Below are 24902 nucleotides of genomic sequence, written 5' to 3' on the forward strand. Positions count from 1 at the left end.
CAGTCGCGGGTTTTCACCAAAACCCCTAGCAAATCCTTGGCAATTGCTCGCCAACCAACATGTCAACGATACGTGCGCCACCGAACAGTGTGCGCATGGTGACGCGCCCAGGTGTTCCGTCAAGAACCTTACCGATCACACAGGCGTCACGCCCCTCGGGCAAGGCGCGCATCGCTGCAAGGGCGGCCTCGGCCTGATCCTCCGGGACAACCAGTGCCAGCGTGCCCTCATTGGCAAGGTAGAGCGGATCAAGGCCCAAGATCTCGCACATGCCTTTGACTTCCTTGCGCAAAGGCAAATTCGTTTCGTCAATTTCGATGGATAACCCGGCGGCTTCGGCCAATTCGTTCAGCACCGAGGCGACACCGCCACGGGTCGCGTCCCGCGCCGCGCGAACACCGGGGGCCGCCGCCAGAACAGCCTCAACCAGATGTCCCAAACCTGCGCAATCCGATGTGACCTCGGATGACAGCGCCATATCCCCCCGGGCCGCAAGGATGGCAGCCCCGTGATCGCCCAATTTGCCATTCACCAACACCACATCCCCGGCACGAATATTCTCGGCCAGCAGATTGCGCCCCGGCGGGATCACTCCCACTCCGGCTGTGGTGACAAAGACCTTATCCGCCATACCCCGGCCAACAACCTTGGTATCGCCAGTCACGATCTTGACGCCCGCCTTGTCAGCCTCGGCCTTCATCGAGGCGACAATCCGGCGCAGCAGGGCGACTTCGGTGCCCTCTTCGATGATAAACGCAGCAGAGAGCCACAAGGGCCGCGCGCCCCCAACGGCCAGGTCATTGACCGTCCCACATACAGCAATCTTGCCGATATCTCCGCCTGGAAATTCGACCGGATCAACCACAAAACTGTCGGTGGTAAAGGCCAGACGGGCGCCCGGCTCTTGTAGCGCGGCCTCGCTCAGGCGGGCCTGATCCTCGCGGCTTTCCGGAGCGAAAACCGAGGTAAAGACGGTGTCGATCAAGTCGCGCATCGCTTTGCCACCGCCACCATGGGCAAGCGTTACCTTTTCGTCGCGCATGGTTCTAGCGATCATGTTCATAACGTCCCCTACTCTGCCGCTTCTACAGCGCGCGCACCGCCATATTGGTAATAGGCCGCGCAGGCCCCTTCGGAACTCACCATCAATGCGCCAAGCGGCATTTCCGGCGTGCAGCCTTTGCCGAATTGCGGGCAGGCAACGGGTTTCATCCGGCCCGTCATGACCGCTCCGCAGGAGCAGCCTTCGGGTTCTTCGACGATGCGGCGTTCGGCCCCGTAGCCGATGTTGAATTTTTCCTCGGCATCAAAGGCCGCGTATGTGTCGCGGATGCGCAACCCGCTGGCATCAATCTCGCCCAAACCGCGCCATTCAAAGCTGGGCCGGGCCTCGTAGACGTCATCGATCGCGGCCAGAGACACCGCATTGCCATGTTCCGGCACAACGCGCGAATATTGGTTTTCGATCTCGCAACGGCCGTCGCGGATCTGTTCCAGCACCATCAGGACCGATTGCAACAGATCCAGCGGCTCAAACCCGGCGACGACCAAAGGTTTGCCGTAATCTTCTGCAATGAAATCATAGGGGTGTACGCCAATAACCATCGAGACATGGCCCGGTCCCACGAATCCATCAAGAACCATATGCGGGTCATCCAGCAAGGCTTTGATCGGGGGCGGCACGGTGATGTGATTGCAAAAGACCGAAAAGTTGCCCAGCTCCTCACGCGCCGCCTGCTGGATCGACAAGGCGGTCGAGGGCGTCGTTGTCTCAAACCCGAGGCCAAAGAACACCACTTCGCGGTCCGGATTGCGGCGGGCAATTTCAAGCGCATCCAGGGGCGAATAGACCATGCGGATATCGGCCCCGTCGGCCTTGGCCTGCATTAGCGATTTTTGGGTGCCCGGAACGCGCATCGCATCGCCAAAGGTGGTAAAGATCACCTCGGGCCGTTCGGCCAGTTCGATGCATTCGTCCACCCGGCTCATCGGCAGAACACAAACCGGGCAACCGGGGCCATGGATGAATTCGATCCCCTCCGGAGTGAGCTTGTCCAACCCGTAGCGGAAAATCGCATGGGTGTGGCCGCCGCAAATCTCCATGATATGCACAGGATTATCGGCGGTTGCTCCGATCTCGCCGACCACTTTGGTGATTTCATCCAGAACGGCGCGGGCTGCGACGGGGTCGCGGAATTCCTCTGCATATTTCATGTGCTGCCCTCCAATGCCGCATCTCCGGCCGCCATTGCCTCGAGCGTTTCCTGCGCCTCGCCCAAGCCGCGCAGCGCCTCGAGCGTCTTGGCCGCCTCGTCTTCGTCGATTTCGCTCATGGCAAATCCGACATGGATCAGGGCCCATTTGCCGATCAGGCTCTCAAGTGGCCCTTGAGCGATGCAGGCGGCGTTGACCTCGCGCCGCACGCCCGACACTTCGGCCATCACCATCATGCGCGCCTCATCGGTCACAGCGACGATCTGGCCCGGAATTCCTAGGCACATGCTTTAATCCTCCTCGGTTTGGCGTTGTCCAACCTTGCCCGGTTCGACAATGCCATATCGCTCAATCTTGGCGCGCAAACCGACCCGGCTTAGGCCCAGTTCGGCCGCTGCGCGGCTTTTGTTCCATTTCAATCTGGTCAGGGTCTCGCGCAGGATGCGCATTTCGATCTGTTCCACCCGTTCTTTCAGCGTGCCCTCGGACATCAGCACCTGATCGGTCCCGCTGTCGCGCCCGCTATCGGACGGGCTGGCTTGCAGGATGTGGCGGCTGATCAATTCCGGGCCCAGAATGCTGTCCTGCGAAAAGATCAAGATGCGCACCATCTCGTTTTCAAGCTCGCGCAGATTGCCCGGCCAATCGTAGCGTTCCAGAAACCGGACCGCGTCATCCGACAAGCCATGTACCGGTTTGCCATGTTCCGCAGCCGCGTCGAAAAGGAAGTTCTGCGCCAGAATGGCCAGATCATCTTTGCGCACGCGCAAGGGTGGCGTGGCCACGGTGGTTTTGCTGAGCGCATAAAAGAGGTCAGAGCGAAAGCGCCCCTCGACCACCTGATGCGCAATATCGTCGGGGGCCGAGGCCAGCAAACGCACATCACTGTTTTCCAACTCGCCCCCGCCAACCGGGCGAAACACGCCTTCGGTCGCGAAACGCGCAATCGCCCGCTGCATATGTTGCGACAGGTCGGTCACTCCGCGTAGGAACACCGTGCCTTTGTCCGCCTTGCGCAGAACCCCCATCTTTTGCGTGGGCCGCCCCGGCACAGCGCCCCGTTTGGCACCAAACAGTTCAATTTCGAGCAAGTCATCATCGACACCGCTGCAATTGACCTCAAAGAACGGGCGATCTGAGCGTAACGAGCTGTAATGCATCGCCCGCGCCAGCGCCGATTTCTGCGTGCCAGCCTCGCCAATGATCATCACCGAAACGTCGAAACTGGCAAATTGCCGGGCCTGGGCCACCACACTGTTCATGGGAGAGTTCGGTGCGCGCAGGACTTTCTCAAATCCGAGCCCCTCACGCAGGGCTTTGCGCTGCTCCTCGACCTTGCTTTCCATGTTGCGCGACAGAAAGCGCATCTCAAGAGCCAGCTGATCATGCTCGCGTGTCAGGCGAAACAGATCAGCGGCGTTTTTGGCGCTCATAAGCAGGTGATCGGGGTGCCAGGGTTTGGTCAAGAATTGATAGATGCCCGCATCATTGATCGCGGCGATAATGTCATTGGTTTCGGTATAACCGGTGATGATGATCCGCACCGTGTCGGGCCAGCGATCCCGTGCTTCGGTCAGAAACTCAACACCGGATTTGCCCGGCATACGCTGATCGCAAAAGATCACCTGAACAAAATGCTCTTCCATCAACTGGGTCGCATCGTCGGCATTTGTCGCCGTCAGACATTCAAAATCATCCTCAAGCGCCAATCGCATGGCGGCCAGCGAATGTTCTTCGTCATCGACCAAAAGGATTGTTGGAAGAGCATCTACTGACATGAGTTTACTCCGCCGCTACCCGGCCCTGCTTGCGCTCAAGACTGCTGCGCAACCAGTTCAGCCAATTCTCCATGCCTTCGCCGGTGCGCGCAGAGACGCGGATCACTTCGATCCCCGGATTCACGCGGCGCAGGTTCTTTTCGTAAAGATCCAGATCAACATCACAATGCGGCGCAAGATCGACCTTGTTCAGGATGGCAAGGCGCGAGGCGGTGAACATATCGGGGTATTTCAGCGGCTTATCTTCACCCTCAGTCACCGACAAAATGGCGACCTTGCAATCTTCGCCCAGATCGAACCCAGCCGGGCAAACCAAATTTCCAACATTCTCGATCATCAGAAAAGAGCCGGGGGCAAGCTCCAGATGCTCCATGGCGTGGCCAACCATATGACCGTCCAGATGGCAGCCTTTGCCGGTATTGACCTGAATGGCCGTGGCCCCGGTGGCGCGGATGCGTTCGGCGTCATTGGCCGTTTGCTGATCCCCTTCGATCACCGCAAGCGGATGATCCCCAAGCGCCTCGATGGTTTTGCACAACAACGTGGTTTTCCCCGATCCTGGGGAAGAGACCAGATTGACGGCAAACGCCCCGAGCCCGTTCAAAACGGCGCGGTTGGCATCGGCATAGCGGTCATTCTTGGCCAGAATATCGGTTTCGATTTCGATCAAACGTTCCTGCGTCATGCCAGCGACCTCGACGCCCGCAGGCCCCTGACCAAAATGCAAATCCTGCCCGTGATGGGAGTGATCGTGATTATGGTGATGATGCCCGTCATGATCATGGCTAGGGTCATGCGCGTGATCGTGCGAATGGCTATGCCCCTCGACACTGGCTGTTCCACATCCACAAACAGTACACATCACACCACCTCCAAATCTTTGATTCTCATTTCTTCACCCGATACGGGCATCAACTTGCCCCCCCCACAGTCCGGGCATGGGGCCAGCCTGTCATCCAAAGTGACTTCCTTCATACAGTCATAACACATGGCCTTGCCCGGCAGGTCGATCATCTCAAAGGCCGCGCCTTCGGCGACCGAGCCGCGCATGACCACGTCAAAGGCGAATTCAAGCGCCGGTTTCTCAACCCCGGAGAATTGGCCAATTTCAACGCGCACCCGTTTGACGGTCTTGAAATTATGGCTGCGCGCCTGATCCTCGATCACCTGGCGAATGCCTTCGCATAGCGACATCTCATGCATGGTTTGACCCTCCGCTCAGTGTCACAGGTATGCAAGGGTCGATAATCTCGATCAAGAGCGGAGCCAGCGCGTGTTTGTCCGCAGGCAATGCGGCCAGAGATTGTTCAAGAACACCGCCCTTTGCCAGGATGTGATCTGTAGGGGTGACACGGCGAAAGGAAGTGACCCGCCCCTGACGCTGCGTTGCGCGGATGGCGTAGAGCCCGCGGGCCGCAGGAACCAGAACAGCCCCATCGGAGCGCACCGGTTCGGGCAAGCCCTGAGACAGGGCGCTGCACAGATCCAGCGCCTTGGCTACCAAACGCCAAAGCGGCCCGCGACCGCGCGATTTTTCCACGTGACGCATCACGGGATGGGCGTCATGACGCGCCGCAACCGTGTTTTCGATGGCCCCCGGGGTTTCGGCGTTTTCTGTGCGGATCATAGGCAAGTCACTGCAACACGCACCCGTAGCAAACATCTGATCAACCTCCTGCAAAACCGGGGCAATCCCCAGCCCGCTTTGCAGATAGGTCTCAAACATCGCAGGCGTCTCGGGAAACCCGTCAGCGCCAAACAGGCAAGCGGGCAGATCCTCGGTTTCCTTGGGCAAAGGCATCGGGGATTTACCCAGCCTCACTGGCAGTGTCACCGCCAGTTTCACCGCATGATCACGCGCAATATCACCGGCTAATGCCTGCGCCCAGCCCTGCGCCAGCTCCAGCCCAAAGGCCAAGCGCACCGCCACCTCTTGCGCCGCACGACACAGGTTGAAAATGCGCGGCAACAGCTCCACCGCCTCTTGGACCGAACGACCAATCACCAGTTTCTCCACCGGGGGAAATGGATTGGTTTGGATCGTCCAAGACGGATGGGCCGGGGTGCACAACATTTAGCCAGCCTTCTCAGACAGGCCCGCCGTCAAGATCTGGCGGCGGTTGGGTTCATCGATCACCGGTATGCTTTCGGCCTCAGCCTCAGCCTCAGAGTTATCCTGGCCCTGTTTCGTCTCCTCTTGCGCGGCGATTTCAGCCTCGCGCGTGGCGCGAATATCGGCCGAGCGATCCGTTTCGGCCCGGTTTTCCTCTTGGAACAAGGCCAGCATCACCGCCTCGGCCACATCCATGGCCTGTTTTTGCGAGTTGAATTCGCCCATCGGTGAGAACAAAGAACACGCCTTGTAACCGCCTGTCATTTCACGCGTATTGTGAATGAATTCGTAGTCACCTGACGGAAAGCTGATGACCTCTTTGGCACCGGCGACCAGATCCGACCAATCTTCGCCATCGGCGGGCAATTGGATCAGGTTCATGAACCAAGGCGAAATCAAAACGCCCAACGGGCGGCCCTCGTGCATTTTCCAGCCCACCGCCTGCACATGCAGCAGCTTGTTGACCATGGGCACATCGCGCATCTTGGCATGCCAGACTTCGGTGAAGTCGGTCACAAGCGCATCGGTCTTGGCGGCAATCACCTCGGCTTCGCGCACGACGTCCGATCCGGGATCTTCAGAGACCAGAAACTGTTCCTTAGGTGCATCGCAATTGGGGCATTTCCAATCGTCAGGCAAGGCAATGAAAGGGGTGCCGGGCAAGATCTGCCGGGTGTCGTCACCCTCTGCCGGGTCATAGGGTGTCCAGCAAATTTTGCATTCCATGATCGCCTGCGTGCTGATCTTGTCATTTGCGCCCAGGAAAGACCCCTCAAACCCGCTCATGTGATGGCCTCCACAACTTCGACAACCCGTTCGCTGCTATCGATCAAATCCTCTGCAGCCGCGATGACCACCTCGGGCATTTTGGTGACTTCGAACGTGTCGAGGATCAACGTGTCCATCGAATTGTAAAACTGAACCCGCCAGACATGGGGCAAAGCTGTCGACGTGACCCGACAATTGCCATAGCCGCGCGACAAGACATCAACCGATCCAAGGCCCATTGCCGTATCAAGCCAAGCCAGATCCTGTTCGGTATGTGGCAGCAGGGTCAGGTTGACGACATGTGCCTCGGCCGCCGGGTCAAAGGCAGCAGATTTGTCGGTCAGCTCAACATAAAGCGGCGGCGCGTTCACCACGCCCGGCGCTTTGGGAGCATTCACCCCTTGCGCATTGCGACGTGGCTCAAAGGCACGATCAAGCGCGCCCTGCGGGACCGAACCGACTTCGATCTTGTCCAACCCCGCACCGCGCAAACACCAGATTCCGGCGAACACGCTTTCCTGAGCGGCAATGGCGGGCACATCGTGAATTTTGACCGAAACTTCGCCCTCGCCCATGGTCTCCGAGATCAGGGCCCGGTTCGCCTCATCCAGGTCCGAGAGGTCAAACTGGATATTCGCTGCCCCATGCCCAACGCGCGCCGCTGCCGCCGCAATGTCGCGCAACAAAGTCAAAGCCGGAGCAAGCTCTTCGCCTGCCTCGACCTCGGGGATATGCGTGGAATAGGCCCGCATGTCCTGAGGCATTTTCATATATTCCAGCTGCTCGCCATTCTCTTCTGTGGGTTGTGATCCCGGACCGTAACCCACTGGCGGCATGTGAAAATTGCTGACCATCCTGTTTCCCCTTATTCCGCTGCAACCGGTTGCGCGAGGATCTGTGCGATCCGCAGCATGTATTCATCCCAGTCCCGCACTTTGGGGATGTTCCCGATCATGTCGCCGTCGCGGTAAAAGATCAGGCTGGGGGTTTTCAGAACGCGTGTGTTCTGACGCAGATCGGTTTCGATATCATCGCCCACGACGGCGCAATCAAACTTACCCTGAAAGGCCATCTTGAGTTCGGGCAGGATCACGGCGACATCCGCCGTTTCCAGGTTGCGCGCCGCATCACCCGGAACAAACAAGACATGCGCGCCGGGCCGATCGGTAAACGCAGTTACCGCGTCAGCGTCATTCAGAACCGGCCAGCCAAATTCCGTGCTGAGCCTGTCGATCAAGGGATGGGTCATGCATGTCTCCTTTGGTCACGCGACCGATTTGCCATTTTTCATCGCCGCTTGCAGATGCGGCGGCAGGGTTGGGCTGGTTTGTTCAAGATCGGCAAACGCGTCACCCAGGTCGCCGCCCTGCATCAGGGAGCGCAGCCCCTCTAGCGCGGCCAGGATTTTGCGCGCCTCATCTTCCGAAATCACCTCGCGCGCAGCCCCCAGAAAGGTCAGCACCCAATCGCCGACCGGCACCGGTCCTGTGAGGGACAAATCAATGGTTGCCTCTTCGCGCCCATCGCTTGCCTGGGCAGCGATGCCATCGACGGAAAGGATCTGCATGGGGATGCCGACACACATGGTCTATTTCGCTGTCGGAAAGAAACGATCATCGCCGGTGCGACAAGCCGAGGCGGCGTCGGGCCGCCCTTCTTCATAGGCATCGCGCATGATGGACGCATCCGCCAGCAGGCTTTGATCTCCGCTGCCCTTGCGTGCCTCAATCCCCCAGCCGCGCAGACGCTCAAGCGCGATCTCGATGGCTGGGTCAATCCGGGCGGCAATCTGGTCACGCAAACCGCCTCCATAATCTTCGAGCTCTTCAGGCTGACACCCGATCAGCAGAAGCTGTTCGGGGCAGTATCCCATCAACTGCGCAGTGGCGATCACGTCCTGAAATCCGGTCTGGTGAAGGCTCATCTTTTTGGCCCCCATGAACTGGGGCACCTCGTCATTTTCGACGATTTTCAACGTGCCCGGCTCAAGGCCATAGTCAACCGCATCAAAGACAATCAGGCTGTCCGCTTCCTCAAGAAAAGGCAAAAGATAGAGGCCCTGGGTGCCGCCGTCCAAAAGCCGGACATTGTCGTCAAACGCATATCTGGAGGCCAGTTGTTCGACGCAACGCACGCCGAACCCCTCGTCCGCCCAAAGAACATTCCCGATTCCAAGGATGAGCACATTTGCTGGCAAGTTCCGGTCCTCCCAAACCTAGAAGCTGGCTGCTTACTTTCCGATCTATCGTGGAACCGAAATTAGACCAACCTGATTGGGCAACACACATCATGTTCTGTATACCGAGGAATACTTTTAGGAGGCTGATTTTAATGAATAATATATGAGTCATCTTATTTTCAGCGCCCATCACAGTGAAAAGTAAACTTCCAAAATGGCGACAACTTGGAAGGTGGAAGGCCAAAAGGGCGAAGCATTCGCTCCGCCCTTTTCGATTCGCGTGAATTCTCGGTGCTTATTGAGGCCTGTCATCCTTAAAGGTGCGATGCCCCGAAATCATTGTGGATACGATGGATTGCCGGCTCATGATGTCCTCTCTGATCGCCACATAGATGTGAACAATCATGAAGATAACAATCCACCACATACCCAGATGGTGCAGAGTATGGACGATATGCGGGTTATGACCGAACAAGGTGAAGACCCAGCCGAACAAGGCATAAAGACCACTGTCTGTCCCCAACCCTTCGGCATAAAGCGCCAGGCCGGTCACAATCATAAAGCTGACGCCCAGCGTTATGAAAAAGAACATGGCCAGCTGTGCCAACGGGTTGTGCCCGACATATTTCTTGGGCTCGCGCGTTAGGAACAGATACCATTTCACCTCGTGAATGACCTCTTTCCAATAGGCACCATTCCAGAACGGGAAATAGAACAACTGGCGGGCGTGGTGATTGCCAAATATCGCCCAGTAGATGCGGCCAAGGAACCCAATCGCAAGAATCCAACCGGCGGCAAAATGCGCAAAGCGGATATAGCCAAAGACAAACTGATGCGTCGCCTCGGCGATCTGCATGGAGGGCGGTGGTGAGCCGATGAAATATCCGCTCAGGCACAGCACCACAATTGCAAGGGCGTTGACCCAGTGCCAGATCCTGACCGGCACCTCATAGACATAGACCGAGGTCTGGCGCGAAGCGCTGGCCAGATCCTCGGGGTCGGCATGGGCACCTTCGAGATGGGGAGTATCTGTCATGACAGCCCCTCCTCATGCTTTCTGCCGGGCACCACGCCAGGCAGAAACAAGACGGCGCGCCGCCATGGCGGATGCAATCGCAGCAAGCGCCACGATCACTAGATGGTCACCCTGGGTCAGCCAATGGCTGTCCCCTTCGACAATAGCGGCTTCGTGTCCCTGATGGGCCGCGGCTGCGTTTGCGCTCAGCAGTAGGGCAATGATTGCGTGTTTCATTTGGGCTCTCCTCAGCGCACTTTGACTTCGGTCAGTTCTTCGCCGTCGGGCGACATGACATGGGTGGAACAGGCAAGGCAGGGATCGAAACTGTGCAATGTGCGCAGGATTTCGACTGGCTCATCCGGGCGTTCCATCGGGGTGTTCATCAGGCTGGCCTCAAAAGCACCGATGTTTCCGGCTGTATCGCGCGGCGACCCGTTCCAGGTGGTGGGAACAACGCATTGGTAATTCTCGATCCGACCATCTTTGATCTTGATCCAATGCCCCAAAGCCCCGCGTGGCGCTTCGGTCATGCCCACGCCCTTGGCCTCTTTCGGCCAGGTCGATGGATCCCACTTTTCGATATTGGCCGTGCTTTCGTCACCGTTTTTGATATTGGTGATCAGCTTGTCAAAGAAGTGCTTTTGCAACCGTCCACAATACTCGCTTTCCAGCGCGCGTGCGGCAGTGCGCCCAAGGGTGGAGAAGATCGCGTCAAAGGGCAGGTCCATGTCCCGCAGGAACCCGTCAACCTGATCCTTGATGTCTTCATGCCCCTTGGCATAGCCAACGACGTAGCGCGCCAATGGCCCGACCTCCATCGCGTGGCCCTTCCAGCGCGGAGCCTTGATCCACGAATATTTGGCCGCCTCATCCAGCTCTTTGATATTGGTCTTGGTGCCTTTTGCGTTTGGCCCAAGCTCGTATCGAGGTTCGGTGACACCATCCCATGGGTGCAGACCCTTGCCCGGCGTGCCGTAATCGTACCACGAGTGATCAACGAATTCCTGCACCTGATCAGGGTCGCGCGGATCCACATCCAGCACTTCGTTGAGATTGCCATTGATGATCGCCCCGCGCGGCAGATGCAGCTGTTCGGGTGAGAAATCATTGGGGTTCTCGGGGATATCGCCATAGGCGAGACAGGCCTGAGAGGAGAGCCCGCCACCATAGAGCCAGTTCTTATAGAACCCGCCAATGGCCTTCACATCCGGGATATAGACGTTCTTGTTGAACTCGATACATTTGTCGATGATCGAGCTGACAAGGTTCAGCCGTTCCATATTGATCGCACCCACCGCACCGGTGGAATGCACGTTGATCGGGCAAGGCACGCCACCCACCAACCAGTTGGGATGCGGGTTCTTACCGCCAAAGATCGTGTGGACTTTCACAATCTCTTTTTGCAGATCCAACGCCTCCAGATAGTGCGTGGTCGCCATCAGGTCAGCTTCGGGGGGCAGCAGATAGGCTGGATTGTCCCAATAGCCGTTTTTGAACAGGCCCAACTGTCCGGACTCGACAAACTTCTTCAGCCTGTTCTGCACATCGCGGAAATAGCCCGGCGACGACAGCGGATGTGACGGCGACACCGCTTGCTGCAATTCAGACGTCGCCTTTGGGTCCGCGCGCAGGGCGTTGACCGGGTTCACCCAATCCAGCGCGTGCAGGTGATAGAAATGCACGACGTGGTCGTGAATTTCGAGGTTCAATTGCATCATGTTGCGGATCGAGTTGGCGTTGTCAGGGATGGTGATGCCCAGCGCATCCTCGACGGCGCGCACAGATGTCAAAGCATGCGTGCCTGTGCACACTCCGCAGATGCGTTCGGTAAAGGCCCAGGCGTCGCGTGGATCGCGGCCCTTGAGGATCACCTCAAGGCCGCGCCACATGGTGCCGGTGGACACGGCGTTGCGAATGACACCGTCATCATCGACATTCACTTCGCAGCGCATATGACCTTCGATACGGGTGACCGGGTCCACCACGATACGGCGGCCGGTAGTGTCGAGGTCGAAACCGTTGGGAGTCGTGACCATCTATCAGGCCTCCTCTTTGCTGGACTGAGTTTTCTTTTGCGCGGCTTTTAGAGCGGTAATCGCGGCATGGGCGGCAACCCCGGCCCCGACCACACCCGCCGCTGCCATGCCAACCTTGTCGGCATTGGCTTCGACCCCGAACTGGGTCAAATCGGTCACGCGATCATAAAAGCTACCCTGATCCCAGAACCCATCTTCGGAACAGCCAATACAGCCATGCCCGGATTGGATCGGAAAGGACGTGCCTTCGTTCCAGCGGATGGTGGAACAGGCATTATAGGTGGTTGGGCCCTTGCAGCCCATCTTGTACAGACAATAACCCTTGCGCGCATTCTCGTCGTCCCATTGCTCGACGAATTGACCGGCATCAAAATGCGGGCGGCGGTAGCATTTGTCGTGGATACGCTGCCCATAGAACATGGCCGGACGCCCCTGACGGTCCAATTCAGGAAGACGGTCAAAGGTCAGCATATAGGTGATGACGCCGGTCATGACCTCGGCAATGGGCGGGCATCCCGGAACCTTGATGATCGGCTTGTCAGTGATGACCTTATGCACCGGCGTCGCCTGGGTTGGATTTGGTTTGGCCGCTTGCACACATCCATACGAGGCGCAGGCCCCCCAAGAGATCACCGCCTTGGCATCCTTGGCCGCATGGCGCAGCTTTTCGACAAAGGGCTTGCCGCCGGTGATGCAGAACATGCCATCCTCGTTCAAAGGCGGGTTGCCTTCGACGGCGAGGATATAGTTGCCTTTGTATTTCTGGATGGTGTCCTCAAATGCCGCTTCTGCCGCATGGCCTGCCGCGGCCATAAGAGTGTCGTCGTAATCCAGGCTGATCATCGACAGGACCACATCCTTGGCCAACGGGTGCGCCGAGCGGATAAAGCTTTCGGAACAGCAGGTGCATTCCAGCCCGTGAACCCAAATCACCGGCGTGCGCGGTTTGGTTTCCATCGCTTCGGCGATCTTGGGCACCATGGCTGGGCTCAGCCCCAATGCGGCGGCTGTCAGCGAACAATACTTCATGAAGCTGCGGCGGGTGATCCCCTGCCTGCGCATCACGTCGTAAAAGGTTTCAATCTGGCTCAATGCTGGTCCTCCCGAAGGTCCTGTTTCCACCGGGATACGAGCAGTGCGCACCCCTTCATCCTGAGAAAAACAAGACCGGCGCGGGAAAAAAAGAAATCTGGCGATATTTTCGAGAAACGAATTAGTAATTCAATGTCAGATGGTTAACCTGAAAAAGTTGCCTCTCATCCTTTGCTGGAGCGGCCAGTGGCTAACCGACTTCCATGGTGGGCGGTCAGCGACTTACCGCCTTAGCCGCGGCAATGACAGCCTGACCCAGCGCCAGCCCGCCGTCATTGGCGGGGGTCTTGGTATGGATCAGAACCGGGACATCCCCGAGCGCCTGCACGGTCAAATCCAACAACAACGCGTTCTGAAAACAGCCCCCGGACAGGACCACCGCTCGGGCTTCGCCATCGCGAACCAAGCGCAGCGCTCGAAGCGCGAATTGGATCGCCAGCCATTGGTGAAAAGCAAAGGCCAGCGTGGGCCGTGTCTGTCCACCCTGTGTCATGTCCCGGATCAGACGGCGAAACAGCTCATCGGTTTCGATTTCAGGCCCCGGGCTGTGTCCCGTCCGCTTTGCCCAATCGATGCCCAACGCTTCCGCCGCCTCCGAGGGCTGCGCACGCGCTTCCAACCACATCGCCGCCTGCCCTTCAAAGCTCTGCGCCTCAGAGCTGTTTTCCAAAACCGCCGCAACCGCGTCGAACAGCCGTCCCACACTGGAGCAAGCGGGTGAGTTCAATCCCGAGGCTGCCGCTTGTCGCGCGATTTCCAGAGGCTGGTCGGCGAACAGAATGTCCGCCCATTTGGACAGCCCCGCCCCGTCCAGCCGGACAAGCGCGTTGCGCCATGGTTCGCGCGACGCCATGTCGCCACCGATCAACGGGGCCGGTTTGAGCCAGGCGCGGCGCTCGAACCCATGATAATCGCCTAGCAGGACCTCGCCACCCCAAACCGCGCCATCCGTCCCAAGCCCAATGCCATCCAGAATGATCCCTGCCACCTTGCCCCCGTCCAAGGGCCAGCCGTTTTCGGCCAGACAGGCGGCCAAATGAGCATGGTGATGCTGCACTGGCACCACAGGCACGCCCTTGGTTTGGGCATATTGGCTGGCGCGAAATTCTGGATGCAGATCGCAGGCAACAATCTCGGGGGATTGGTCAAACAACTCGGCATAGTCCCGATCCGCCTGGCAAAAGGCATCCCAGGTCAAGGCCTCGTCCAACTCACCCAAATGATGGCCCAACAGCGCCTGCCCATTCTTGATCAGACAAATCGCAGCCTTCATCTGGCCACCATAGGCGGTGATCGGCGGGCAGTCTTCGAACCCTTGTGGCAAGGGCAAGGTGCCCGGCACACGGCCTCGGGCGCGGCGCAAGACCATACGCCCACGGGGCGTGATCCGCTCGACGCTGTCATCCAGCCTCCGCGCGATCTCGCGATCATGCATCAAAAAGGCATCGGCAAAAGCACCCAGCTTGTCCCGCGCTTCGTCGTTCCCGATGACTTGCGGCTCGCCTGAAAGGTTTCCGCTGGTCATGACCAAGGGGCGCTGGATCTTGGCGAGCAACAAATGATGCAGCGGGGTATAGGGCAACATCCAGCCCAGGGTCGACTGGCCCGGTGCCAGCTCATCCGGCAAATCGTTGCTCTTGCGTTTCAGCAAGACAATGGGCGCGGCGGCCTGTTGCAGCAAGGCAATTTCCTGATCAGACAAGTGCGAATGCGCCCCCACCATCTCCAAGGTCCCCATCAGGGCAAAGGGCTTGGCCGGGCGATGTTTGCGTTGACGCAAAAGCGATATCGCCTCGCTGTTGGTTGCATCGACCGCAAGGTGAAAGCCACCCAAGCCTTTCACAGCCAGAACTCCGCCCTGCCGCAAAACATGCGCAGCCTCCTCAAACGGATCACCACCCTGACCGGGTTCAATCCATAGTCGCGGGCCGCAAGTTGGGCAGGCAACGGGCTGCGCGTGAAAACGGCGATCTGCGGGGGCGTCATATTCGCTCTGACACTCTGCACAAAGCTCAAACGGAGCCATGGTTGTCTGCGCACGATCATAGGGCAAGGCCCGAAGGATGGTGAAACGTGGCCCGCAATGGGTGCAATTGGCAAAGGCATAGCCAAAGCGCCGATCATTTGGGTCCCGTATCTCAGTCAGGCAGGCTGAACAGGTGGCGGCGTCCGGGGTAATGCGCGTCTCTGCCCCAGCCCCTTGCGAGGCCGCAATCTCAAAACCTGCCCCCGGGTCAAACTGAACCGGTTCGGTTTCGACCGCATCCACACGCGCCAAAGGCGGAGCCTCGGACCGGATCGCATCGGCAAAGCGCGCCGTGTCGTCCCCGCAGGCAAAGATCAAAACCCCTTCGGGATCGTTCAAGACTTGCCCGCGCAGGCCAAACCGTTTCGCCAATTGCCAGATAAAGGGGCGGAACCCGACCCCTTGCACTTGCCCTCGCACCCGTATTTTGACGCCGGTTTCCATCGCTTTCGTCAATGAACGGTGCAGACCATGCAAGGGTCATAGCTGCGTACGATGTGCTGGACGCTGATTGGCGTTTCCTCGCCTTCAGCCACGGGGGCCCCGACCAGTGCAGCCTCGACCGGGCCCGGTGTGCCTTGGGCGTCGCGCGGGCTGAAATTCCAGGTGGTCGGCGCGATGATCTGATACGAGGTGATTTCGCCTTTTTCGAACCGCACCCAATGACCCAGCGCACCGCGTGCCGCTTCGACCAGGCCAAACCCTTCGCCGTTTTGTGGGATGTTCACCACCTCCATAAAGCTCTGTTTGGGATCGATCTCTTGCAGCAGAGCCTCCAAAGCAATCTGCGTGCGCGCGATTTCGAGAAGGCGACCGATGATGCGCGCGCGAACGCTGCCTTCCTTGGCGAGATCAACAGCAAGAGGATGCCCATCGATGATCTGGCGGGCCAAGGCCCCGGTTTCAAAGACATCACCCGACAATCTCGGGGCTTTGCACCAGCTATACGCCTCGTCGCGCATCAGAGTATCCGGCGCGGTCTGCCCTGATCTGGGATGCTGAGTTTCGCCCAGCATCCAGGCATGGCTGAGGTCTTCGGTAATGGCGGCCGGATCAAACATGCCCAGCTTGCCATCCTGCCAAATCCCCTGCCGAAAGATCACACCATCAGCAGAGGGATACGCCCCGAATGACAAATAACGCCCCTGCCCGACCCCAAGTTGATCCAGCCCTAAATCGCGTGAGATTTCCAGAAACAGACCCACATCGCCGGTGGTCCAGGCGTCCAAACCATCGCGGCTTTTCACCTCGACAAAACACTCAAGCTTTGCGCCAAACAAATCCGTTTCCAGGTAGCGGCGAAAGGCGTTGAGGTCTGCGCCGATGCGGATCTTGTCCCGTTGCGATGGGGCGCGGGTTGCGCCGCCGGGCTGGATGGCCAGCGTGTGGGGCCATTTCCCACCCAGAAGACCAACAATATGAAACAGCTCGGCCCGCGCCTCGACCGCCTGACGCAAGCCTGATCCTTTCATCGCGGTGAAACGGGCAACCGCGCGGTCGAACCATGCCTGTCCCTCGTAATTGGGACGGGTGAAATCCGGCATAAAGAACAGGTTGAAATGGGTGATATGGTCGGCAAGATTTTCAACTGCATGCAGCAATGTGGCAACCTTTTCGCCCTGCGAAGACGGCTGCGCGCCCGCTGCATGCGCCAAGGCCCGCGCCGCTGCGGCGGATTGGCTGATCGAACAGATGCCGCAAATGCGCGGTGTGATCGTCAACGCCTCGGTCGGTGCTTTGCCCAGCAAAATGCGTTCAAACCCCCGGAACAAAGGTGAGTTGGCATAGGCGGCGGTCACGCGCCCATCCGACACATCCAGCTTGATCTCAAGATCCCCTTCGACACGATTGAACGGACCAACAAGAAGCGATTTCTGCGTCATTCCTTGGGGCCCTTCAGACTTGGCGGCACCGTAATACGGTCAGAGGTGGCATTGACGCCGATGCGATGCGGCGTGGCGGCTTTGGATAGGCTGGCCAAAGCCATGAACCACGCTTTGGGCATGTCAGAGGGCAGACCAACGGGGATACCAGCAAATTTCGGCGTTTCGGTGAATTTATGCCCGGGTTCTTCAAACTCGGGCGCGGTGCAATTGATGCAGGGATATCCCGCCCGGGTACAACTCCCCTCGCCGTTCCAACTGCGGATATTGCAATCACCGACCGCTTGCGTCCCGACACAGCCCAGATGCTCCATCATACAGCCAATTTCCGAAAGCTTGGTGGCACTGGCCTTGTACTCATAAAATTCGTTTTTGGGGCATGCATGATGGACAAGGTGATCAGCATAGAATTTCGGTCGCCCAAACCCGTCAAGCGACTGCTCTGTCAATTCGCCCGCTGCCAGCAGTAACAGGGTTTCCGTCACCCAATCCGGATGCGTAGGGCAGCCTGCAATATTGATCACCGGCATCCCCCCGGCGCTGGTGAAATCCGCAGGCAAGGCCCCGCCGCGATGTGATCCTTCATATTGCACACCGACGGCATCTGTGGGGTTCTCGCCGCTCGATGTGACACCGCCATAGGTGGCGCAAGTGCCCACTGCCACAACATAATTCGCCCTTTGGGCCAGGCTTTGCACCCAGTCCAACATCGACCGCCCCGTTCCGGCCAGGATGTGAAACTTGCCCGTGCCATTTGGCCCCCGCACGATCGAGCCTTCGACACATAGCACATCCAAGGGTTGCTCGCCGCTTTCCACTTGTTGCAGAAGCTTGCGCACCTCAGCCCCGGTTTCGATACTTAGCGATGGATGCCACAGGAACGAGATCCCCGCCCCGTCCAACAGGTCCAGGACGTTTGGGCTTTCAGCGCAGAGCGTGGACATGGTGCAGCCGCCGCATCCGGCGGATTGAAGCCAAAGTATGTTCATGAGGTCCCCTTGACCGGCAGTTCCAGGCGAAAGCACGCGCCGCGTTCCGCCGAAGTTTCCAGGGTCAATGCCCCGCCATGCTCTTCGGCAATCTTGTGAGAAATCGACAGGCCAAGTCCGGTTCCGTCTCCGACCTCTTTCGTTGTGAAAAACGGGTCGAAAATCTTGGTCCTGACCTCATCAGGGATGCCGGGGCCATTGTCGCTGACCGTCAAAATGGCACGCCCCTCTTCGAGACTGAGGTTGAGAATGACGGTTGCGTCCTGAACATCCGTCACCGCGTCGACCGCGTTTTGCACCAGGTTCATGATCACCTGTTGGATATGCCCACGACGGCCATAGGCCATGCATCTGTCAACGCCTTCGACTTTGATTTCAAAGTCCGACTTGATGCCACGCTTGACCCAATCTGCCGACATTTGCGCCGTCTCGACCAGATCGAACATGGCGAATTCGCCGGACCCGTCGGAGGACAGGCGCCGCAGGTCTTCGACGATGCTGCGCACGCGCTCGGACCCGTCGCGCGCCCCTTCAATAGCGGTGCGCAGGTTTCTTAGGTCGCGGTCCAGTTTCAACGTCTTTCGCAGCTCGATCAACTCAGCACGCGAGGCCCCGGCCTGCACCTTTTCAAAATAGGTTTCGAACCGGTCCAGGTATTTCTCTAGCGCATGGGTATTGGCATAGACAAAGCTGATCGGATTGTTCAGCTCATGCGCCACACCGGCTAGCAAACGACCAAGCGAGGCCAATTTTTCATTGCGGACAAGCTGCCCCTGCGCCTGCTTTAGCTCTTCGTGGCTTTCCTCAAGATCAGAAAAGGCACGCCTGAGTTCGCCAAGGGGGCGCCCGGTCAGAACGACGCCAATGACTCGTTTACGCCGATCCAACCGTGGTGCAATTTTGAATTCAACCGGGTCCGGCCCGTTTTCGGTGGCCAGATCCGCCTCGACCGTTGCCCCGGTTTTCGCGGTCAGCACCGCTTGCAACATGTGCAAAAGGGGCTGGCGGTCCGTCTCGCACATGAAGTCGGTAACATTTCGGCCAATCACCGCGTCACTCTCAAGCCCGATAGCCGCACAGAAGGAGGCATTTGCATCGGTGATGCGGCAATCCCGCTCTGTCACCACAAGAAAATCGTGGATCGACGACATCACCGAAGACAAAAAGGAGCGCAGCAGCGTCAACTCAGAGTTTCGCGCCTCGAGCTGCTCCTGGTAGTCGACCAATTCGGCATAGGTTTTGTCGACGGCCTCAAGGACATCAACCCATGCTTCCTCTCCGAATTTTGTAGCTTCTTCAGCCACTTTGCCTCCTGAACCGCCTGGGGATAGGCATTGGTTCGAAAAGAGTAGGTCAAAGATCTGGCTTTGTAAAAACGTATCCTGTCCCTCGTAGAGGATTGGCTGTCATGGTGCGGCGCGGGCGATGTCAGCCCGCGCCTAAACTGCACGGACAATGCAGTTTTGGTAAGCGGAACAAGAGGCAACAAAGCCGCCAGTCCCCTGACGGCTTTGAGTATAGCAATGGAGTTTCTAGGCGCGGCGGGAGCGCAGATCGAGTCGTTCACAACTTTAGAGATGGACACTTAACGCCCATCCAGCCGCAAAACATGCAAGGAAGGTTTCCACCCGCACCACTCAAGCACCAAACCCTGCCGCTTCACCGGCAAATGGATTCAACCGAGGCTTTGACACTGGCGGGATCAAAGATCCTGTCCAGCCAACCATCCTTGAAAATAACCGGCTCCGCTTCCTTAATGGCCAGCAAGCACCCATCCGACAATTTGCCCCCCGGTTGATGACCAAAGGCCACGGCCAGCAGGATGGTCAGGTGGCCCAACATGAAATCTTCGGCTGCTTGATACGGGATACCCCGGTCTGCCGCCGCCTGGGTTGCGTCTGCAAGCGCCTTGGCAAAGGTGGCACCAACGGATTCAGACAAAGCAGGCTCAAGGATCGCCAATTGTTCAACCGAACACCGATGCGCTCGCATGACCGGCGCGTAAAAGGCGCGCGCGATATCTTCGCAGATTTGGTAATGCTCCTCGGGCCCTTGCGCCAAGGCGCAGACGATATGTTGCTTGGCCGCGATCCCGCCAAAATAATCCTTTTTGGCATCCGGGTCCGTTTCATCATTGAACAAAGGCGGATGGCAGGGATGGGCGACGAAATAGGTCACATCCGAACGCTCGGGCAATGTCCCGGCATGGGGCGCGGCGGCGTCCAGCATGATCACGGCCGTGCCTGGTTTCAGATCTTCGACAAAACCTGACAGCACCTTGCCAATCAGCCGATCCGGAACCGCCAGAATAACGACGTCAGCCCGATCCAGCGCCTCGGCTTGATCGATACAGTCCAGCCCGGTTTCCTCTTTCAGGCGGGTCTGACCTTGGGGGCTGACTTCGACATGCAGGGTTTCGTAATCGGATTTGGCAAGATTGGTGGCCAGCCGGACACCCATTTTTCCCCCGGCTCCAAATAGCGCGACAGTTGTCATTTTGTTTCTCCTTATCAATCTGGCCCGGCTTTCGGGCCTTATTCCAGTGTTCAGCTGTGGCAGCCGGTCTTGGTGCGCACAAAAAAGTCGGGATCACCGATCTGACCGCCCTTCAGCGCCACTTCCAGCCCGTCGATTTGTGGATTGGCGCGTGTATGAACGCGGCAAAGCGGCCCGCCGGGGTCCAATGGCGCGACCGCTGACAGGGCGTCGGCCCCAAGCGATGTCAGAGCATGGCCCGAGGTATCCCCGCCGCCGATGGCGATCCTTGGCAGGCCGGTTGTCACCCGGATTTGTGCCACCAATTGCCCCAAGGCTGCGCCAAGCCGGTCGCGTGCGTCGCTGAGCGACGTTCCGGCTTGCTCTGCCGCTGCAACCATCCGCGCCACCGCCGGATCATCCGGCCCCCGTGCCGAAGCAACGATGACATCCTGCCCTTCCGACAGAGCCTTGAGGCTTGCTGACAGCGCGCGATCTTGCTCTTGAGCAAGGAAGTTTGCGTCGACAGCTGTTGAGGCGTCAAAAGGCACATAGGTGAACCCGTGACTTTCCGCATAGGCGATTTGGTCAGCGGTCGTGGGCGCAACAGAAGCCGACACGGCAAAGAGTTGGTCCACCGGTGCCAATCTGGGCAGGTCCGGCCTTGCAGGCAGACGGCCCTGATTGATCCAATGGGCAACCAGCGCGTATTCAACGCCCTGAGACCCAACCGCAAAACCAGGCTCTTGCCCCTCTTGCCAGATCAATCGTCCGGCTACTGCCAGGGTTTCATCATCGACAACATCAAGCGCAATTATGTCTGCCCCTTGGGCCAGATTGCGCGCAATGGCGACATCCGAACTGCCCGATTTCATCTCTGCCAAAGACACGACACCCACCGACAGATCAGTCTGATGCGACAGGTGGCACCCAAGGTCCGCCTCATCCATCGGAGTGACCGGATGGCGCGACATAACTGGATGGCGATCCAGTCGAAAGCAGCGCTCGCCAGCTTTGGCAAAGAGATTGCCAAACGCCTGGTATCGCCCCATGGCCGGAGCGCCAACGACCAGAGGAATCCACCCCTGTTCGCGCACCTGCCGCCCCAGTTCAGTTGCTTTGCCAATCGATCCGATATGGGGCGCGGAATCAAAGGTCGAACAGGTCTTGTAATGCAAGATCGGCGCGCCCAACGCGTCGAGCGCGGCAAAGACCGGCGGCAAGTTTTGCTGCATCCAGTCTGGATCCTTGGAACGGGCAATCCCGGCGACACCAATCGCCTGAACATCGGGGTAATCGGCCAAAACCTCGGCATTCGGCACATCCATGAACAGCATGGTGGGGATGCCAGCAAAGCTCAGTACCTCCATCACCGCAGAAGCACCGGTAAAATCATCGCCGTAATATGTGATCAGAGGGGCCACTGGTTGATCCTCAATACACAGACAAAGCCGCGGCCAGCGCCGGGTGATCTTGGGCATAGGTTGGCAGATCAACCCCCGCCGCCGCCGCATCCCAAGCCTCGCACATGGCGGTCACGCCAGCCGCAATACCATCAGGATGGGCAACAACGCCGCCCCCAGCGGTCACAATCAGATCGGGGGAGCCTACGGCCTGCAATGTGCCTGCCGCCTGACGGACGGTCTGGCCCGAGGAAAACACCGGAACGGCGCGCATGGGGGCTTCCTCAAAGAGCGGCTCACTGAGCGAGCGGGCCGAAGCGATGACGCTGTCATCCGCTTCCGAAAACTTGTTCTCAAGTCCGTTGACGTGCATATGGTCCGCCCCGGCCAGCCGCCAAAGCTTGGACCATGCCGGATAGGACCACCCCAACATCGGCTCGCGTGTCAGCGCGCCCCAGCCGCAACGATGGGCGTGGATCGGCAATTGACTATGTCGGCGCAACTCGATCATACCGGCCATGCCCACGGCTGTCAGGCTGGCCATGATGCATGTGCCCCCTTCCGCCAGGACAAGGTCATGATGACGGCGCATGTCATCCATGTCGCCGGTCAGGTTAAACGCCACCATAGGCTTTTTGCCGGTGCGGTCCGCATGGCGATTGACCACCGCCATCACCGCCTTGACCCGGGCATCAAACGGGCAAGCCGGGCCATCCGCCTGCAATTCGTCATCCTTGATGAAATCAATGCCGCCAGCGCAGAGCTGGTCCACCATGGCCGCCGTATCCTCAACCGTCAGGCCGACACTGGGCTTGATGATGGTCCCGATCAGCGGACGGCCATGCACGCCAGCCAATCGCCGCGTGCCCTCCATCCCGAATTGCGGCCCGGCATATTTCTGCGCAAAGGCCCGCGGCAATCGTAGATCAACCAGTCGCAGACCCGAGAAAGGTTTGAGTTCAAACAAGTTCCCCGCAATGGTGGCAATCAGGTTTGGCATGGATGCTCCTAGGTTTTCGATCGGCCAGGACAGTGTCACCTTGGCCCGCTGCCAGAGCCCGTCCCCCGCGTTGGGTCGCCCTGCCCCGGGCAAAGTCGGCTGGGCCACGCTGTCATAGACCGTCAAACGCTCGACCCGCGCGGCTGACCGTTCTTTCAATTCCGGCGTTTCCCCCGGAACAGAGATAAACGTGCCCGATGATTGCTCACCCGCCATGATTTCGGCGGCTTGCATGGGATCAAAGGCGGTTTCGATCAGGTAATCCGCTTCGATGCGGTCAGGATCGATCAAGGGCGCAGTCATTCTATGGATGCTCCGACAGAGGTTAGTGGAGGAACAGGGTGGTGATTTGCGGCACCAGCAGGATCAGCATCAGAACCATGATCTGGATGCCGATAAACGGCAGGAAGCTCTTGAAGATATCCGGCAGCGTGATGTGCGGCGGGGCCACCGATTTCAGGTAAAACGCCGCACCACCAAAGGGCGGTGACAAAAAGCTGACCTGCATATTCACGCAAAACAGCACGCCAAACCAAACCTGTACGGCCAAACGGCTGTCCAACCCGCCAGTGATGCCCAGCTCATCCCAGGGCAGTTTCAGCACGATAGGAAGGAAGACGGGCATGACCAGCAGCACGATACCTGTCCAGTCCATGAACGCCCCCATAAAGAGGAACACCAACATCATGATCAGCAGGACGCCCAAGGTCGGCAAGTCCAGCCCGACAATCAAATTCGCCACAAAGCTTGGCCCACCTGCGAGCGTATAGGCACCGGCCAATGCTGTCGCACCAATGGTGACCCACATGATGGTTCCGGTGGATTTGAAAGTCCGCATGGAAGCTTCGCGCAGCAAGGCCCAAGAGAATTCGCCACGCAGAATGATCAAAAGCAGCACTGCCATGGCCCCGATCCCGGCTGCCTCGGTGATCCCGGTGATGCCACCATAGATCGATCCCAACACGACAAAGACGATAAGCAGCGGGGCCACCATGCCTTTGCCATTGGCCCAGGCGGCCACGGTGTTCTCACGCCCGATGGCGAACCACAGGACCGCGCCACATAGCGTGGCAAGCACTGCAGCCTTGATAATGAACCCGGATGTAATCCCGCCTGTATCGGTTTCGATCAGGTCAAAAGCGTTCAGGTAAAGACCTCGCGCCACCATGATGGCTGCAGCCACGCCAACGATCATCACAATGAGCGCAACGCCATAGATGCTTTTCTGCCGACCGGTCAGATCCGTGTCCTTTGGTTCGGGCAGAGGGGCCAGAGACGGGTTCAGATTGGTGCGGATCAGGATATAGGCGATGTAACACGCCGCCAGAATGAATCCGGGGACAAAGGCCGCTTGGAACAGCGCGTGAATGCTTGTGTCCGTGATCAGGCCATAAAAGATCAAAACGATAGAGGGCGGGATCATCGTGCCCAAAGACCCCGAGGCACAGATCGTGCCAATCGCGAGGTTTTGGTCATAGCCCAAGCGCAGCATTTGCGGCAGCGCGATCAACCCAAGCAGGACGACTTCACCGCCGATAATACCGGACATGGCCGCCATCACCACAGCCATCAATGCTGTGACCACGGCGATCCCGCCGCGTGTGCGGTTCATCCAGGCCTCAAGCGTGTCATACATGTCGCGCGCAATGCCCGAGCGCTCCAAAAGGTTCGCCATGAATATGAAAAGCGGCACGGAAACAAGGACATAACTGGTGGTGATCCCGTAGATCCGCTGCCCTAACAGGTTCAAAGGCCCGGTCCCGAAATTGCTGAACAGCAGGTCAGGGCCAAACTTCATCACCATGACAACCACTGCCAGAAAACCCGAGGCAAACCCCAACGGCATGCCAATGGCCAAGAGCAAGAGCATGCCCAACAACAAAACAAGCGAAATGGTTCCGATATCCATCTTGGCGTCTCCTCTGCGG

Annotated in this window: 24 protein-coding genes; all 24 read right to left on the reverse strand. The window is 58.5% G+C overall.

Going from position 1 to position 24902, the window contains the following annotated elements:
* Nucleotides 1–25 precede the first annotated feature (25 nt).
* Nucleotides 26–1063: a hydrogenase expression/formation protein HypE gene (hypE, locus tag CLV87_RS00110; RefSeq protein ID WP_099244476.1), complete on the reverse strand. Its 1038-nt coding sequence runs from the start codon at nt 1061–1063 to the stop codon at nt 26–28.
* A gap of 8 nt (nt 1064–1071) precedes the next feature.
* Nucleotides 1072–2214, reverse strand: coding sequence for a hydrogenase formation protein HypD (hypD, locus tag CLV87_RS00115; RefSeq protein WP_099244474.1), 1143 nt, complete (start codon nt 2212–2214; stop codon nt 1072–1074).
* A complete protein-coding gene (hypC, locus tag CLV87_RS00120; RefSeq protein WP_099244472.1) occupies nt 2211–2501 on the reverse strand; it encodes a HypC/HybG/HupF family hydrogenase formation chaperone in 291 nt (96 codons plus the stop codon). Before hypC ends, hypD begins: the two co-directional genes overlap by 4 nt.
* 3 nt (nt 2502–2504) lie before the next feature.
* On the reverse strand, nt 2505–3992 hold the full coding sequence (locus CLV87_RS00125; RefSeq protein WP_099244471.1) for a sigma-54-dependent transcriptional regulator: 1488 nt from the start codon (nt 3990–3992) through the stop codon (nt 2505–2507).
* Nucleotides 3993–3996: 4 nt separating this feature from the next.
* Nucleotides 3997–4854 (reverse strand): hydrogenase nickel incorporation protein HypB, encoded by an 858-nt coding sequence (gene hypB / locus CLV87_RS00130; protein WP_099244469.1) that lies wholly within the window; start codon nt 4852–4854, stop codon nt 3997–3999.
* The gene (hypA, locus tag CLV87_RS00135) at nt 4854–5195 is read right to left on the reverse strand and encodes a hydrogenase maturation nickel metallochaperone HypA (RefSeq protein ID WP_099244467.1); all 342 of its coding nucleotides are present in this window, start codon (nt 5193–5195) and stop codon (nt 4854–4856) included. The genes hypB and hypA overlap by 1 nt, the downstream gene beginning before the upstream one ends.
* Complete coding sequence (locus CLV87_RS00140) at nt 5188–6066, reverse strand: hydrogenase expression/formation protein HupK (RefSeq protein ID WP_099244465.1); 879 nt, start codon at nt 6064–6066, stop codon at nt 5188–5190. Before CLV87_RS00140 ends, hypA begins: the two co-directional genes overlap by 8 nt.
* On the reverse strand, nt 6067–6891 hold the full coding sequence (hybE, locus tag CLV87_RS00145; protein ID WP_099244463.1) for a [NiFe]-hydrogenase assembly chaperone HybE: 825 nt from the start codon (nt 6889–6891) through the stop codon (nt 6067–6069).
* The gene (locus CLV87_RS00150) at nt 6888–7727 is read right to left on the reverse strand and encodes a hydrogenase expression/formation protein (RefSeq protein WP_099244461.1); all 840 of its coding nucleotides are present in this window, start codon (nt 7725–7727) and stop codon (nt 6888–6890) included. Before CLV87_RS00150 ends, hybE begins: the two co-directional genes overlap by 4 nt.
* 11 nt (nt 7728–7738) lie before the next feature.
* Nucleotides 7739–8122 carry a thioredoxin domain-containing protein gene (locus CLV87_RS00155; protein ID WP_099244459.1) on the reverse strand — a complete coding sequence of 128 codons (384 nt, stop codon included), beginning with the start codon at nt 8120–8122 and terminating at the stop codon, nt 7739–7741.
* Between the two features lie 15 nt (nt 8123–8137).
* Nucleotides 8138–8458, reverse strand: a complete 321-nt coding sequence (locus CLV87_RS00160) for a HypC/HybG/HupF family hydrogenase formation chaperone (RefSeq protein WP_099244457.1) — start codon at nt 8456–8458, stop codon at nt 8138–8140.
* 3 nt (nt 8459–8461) lie between these two features.
* A complete protein-coding gene (locus CLV87_RS00165; RefSeq protein ID WP_099244455.1) occupies nt 8462–9070 on the reverse strand; it encodes a HyaD/HybD family hydrogenase maturation endopeptidase in 609 nt (202 codons plus the stop codon).
* Between the two features lie 277 nt (nt 9071–9347).
* Nucleotides 9348–10088, reverse strand: coding sequence for a Ni/Fe-hydrogenase, b-type cytochrome subunit (cybH, locus tag CLV87_RS00170; RefSeq protein ID WP_099244453.1), 741 nt, complete (start codon nt 10086–10088; stop codon nt 9348–9350).
* A 12-nt stretch (nt 10089–10100) separates the two neighbouring features.
* Nucleotides 10101–10304, reverse strand: a complete 204-nt coding sequence (locus CLV87_RS00175) for a hypothetical protein (protein ID WP_099244451.1) — start codon at nt 10302–10304, stop codon at nt 10101–10103.
* Between the two features lie 11 nt (nt 10305–10315).
* The gene (locus CLV87_RS00180; RefSeq protein ID WP_099244449.1) at nt 10316–12106 is read right to left on the reverse strand and encodes a nickel-dependent hydrogenase large subunit; all 1791 of its coding nucleotides are present in this window, start codon (nt 12104–12106) and stop codon (nt 10316–10318) included.
* Nucleotides 12107–12109: 3 nt separating this feature from the next.
* On the reverse strand, nt 12110–13198 hold the full coding sequence (locus CLV87_RS00185; RefSeq protein WP_099244447.1) for a hydrogenase small subunit: 1089 nt from the start codon (nt 13196–13198) through the stop codon (nt 12110–12112).
* 214 nt (nt 13199–13412) lie between these two features.
* Nucleotides 13413–15668: a carbamoyltransferase HypF gene (gene hypF / locus CLV87_RS00190; RefSeq protein WP_099244445.1), complete on the reverse strand. Its 2256-nt coding sequence runs from the start codon at nt 15666–15668 to the stop codon at nt 13413–13415.
* 8 nt (nt 15669–15676) lie between these two features.
* Nucleotides 15677–17107 (reverse strand): nickel-dependent hydrogenase large subunit, encoded by a 1431-nt coding sequence (locus CLV87_RS00195; RefSeq protein ID WP_099244443.1) that lies wholly within the window; start codon nt 17105–17107, stop codon nt 15677–15679.
* Nucleotides 17104–18096, reverse strand: a complete 993-nt coding sequence (locus tag CLV87_RS00200) for an NADH-quinone oxidoreductase subunit B family protein (RefSeq protein ID WP_099244441.1) — start codon at nt 18094–18096, stop codon at nt 17104–17106. The genes CLV87_RS00195 and CLV87_RS00200 overlap by 4 nt, the downstream gene beginning before the upstream one ends.
* Nucleotides 18093–19400 carry an ATP-binding protein gene (locus tag CLV87_RS00205; protein ID WP_099244439.1) on the reverse strand — a complete coding sequence of 436 codons (1308 nt, stop codon included), beginning with the start codon at nt 19398–19400 and terminating at the stop codon, nt 18093–18095. The genes CLV87_RS00200 and CLV87_RS00205 overlap by 4 nt, the downstream gene beginning before the upstream one ends.
* A gap of 355 nt (nt 19401–19755) precedes the next feature.
* On the reverse strand, nt 19756–20592 hold the full coding sequence (locus CLV87_RS00210) for a phosphogluconate dehydrogenase C-terminal domain-containing protein (protein ID WP_099244437.1): 837 nt from the start codon (nt 20590–20592) through the stop codon (nt 19756–19758).
* Between the two features lie 50 nt (nt 20593–20642).
* Nucleotides 20643–21995: a four-carbon acid sugar kinase family protein gene (locus CLV87_RS00215; RefSeq protein WP_235871786.1), complete on the reverse strand. Its 1353-nt coding sequence runs from the start codon at nt 21993–21995 to the stop codon at nt 20643–20645.
* Between the two features lie 10 nt (nt 21996–22005).
* Complete coding sequence (locus tag CLV87_RS00220; protein WP_176556021.1) at nt 22006–23277, reverse strand: ribulose-bisphosphate carboxylase large subunit family protein; 1272 nt, start codon at nt 23275–23277, stop codon at nt 22006–22008.
* A 22-nt stretch (nt 23278–23299) separates the two neighbouring features.
* Nucleotides 23300–24883 (reverse strand): TRAP transporter large permease, encoded by a 1584-nt coding sequence (locus tag CLV87_RS00225; protein WP_099244433.1) that lies wholly within the window; start codon nt 24881–24883, stop codon nt 23300–23302.
* Between the last annotated feature and the right edge of the window lie 19 nt (nt 24884–24902).

This window comes from Pelagimonas phthalicica, from assembly GCF_004364805.1.
In the GTDB taxonomy this organism is placed as follows: domain Bacteria; phylum Pseudomonadota; class Alphaproteobacteria; order Rhodobacterales; family Rhodobacteraceae; genus Pelagimonas; species Pelagimonas phthalicica.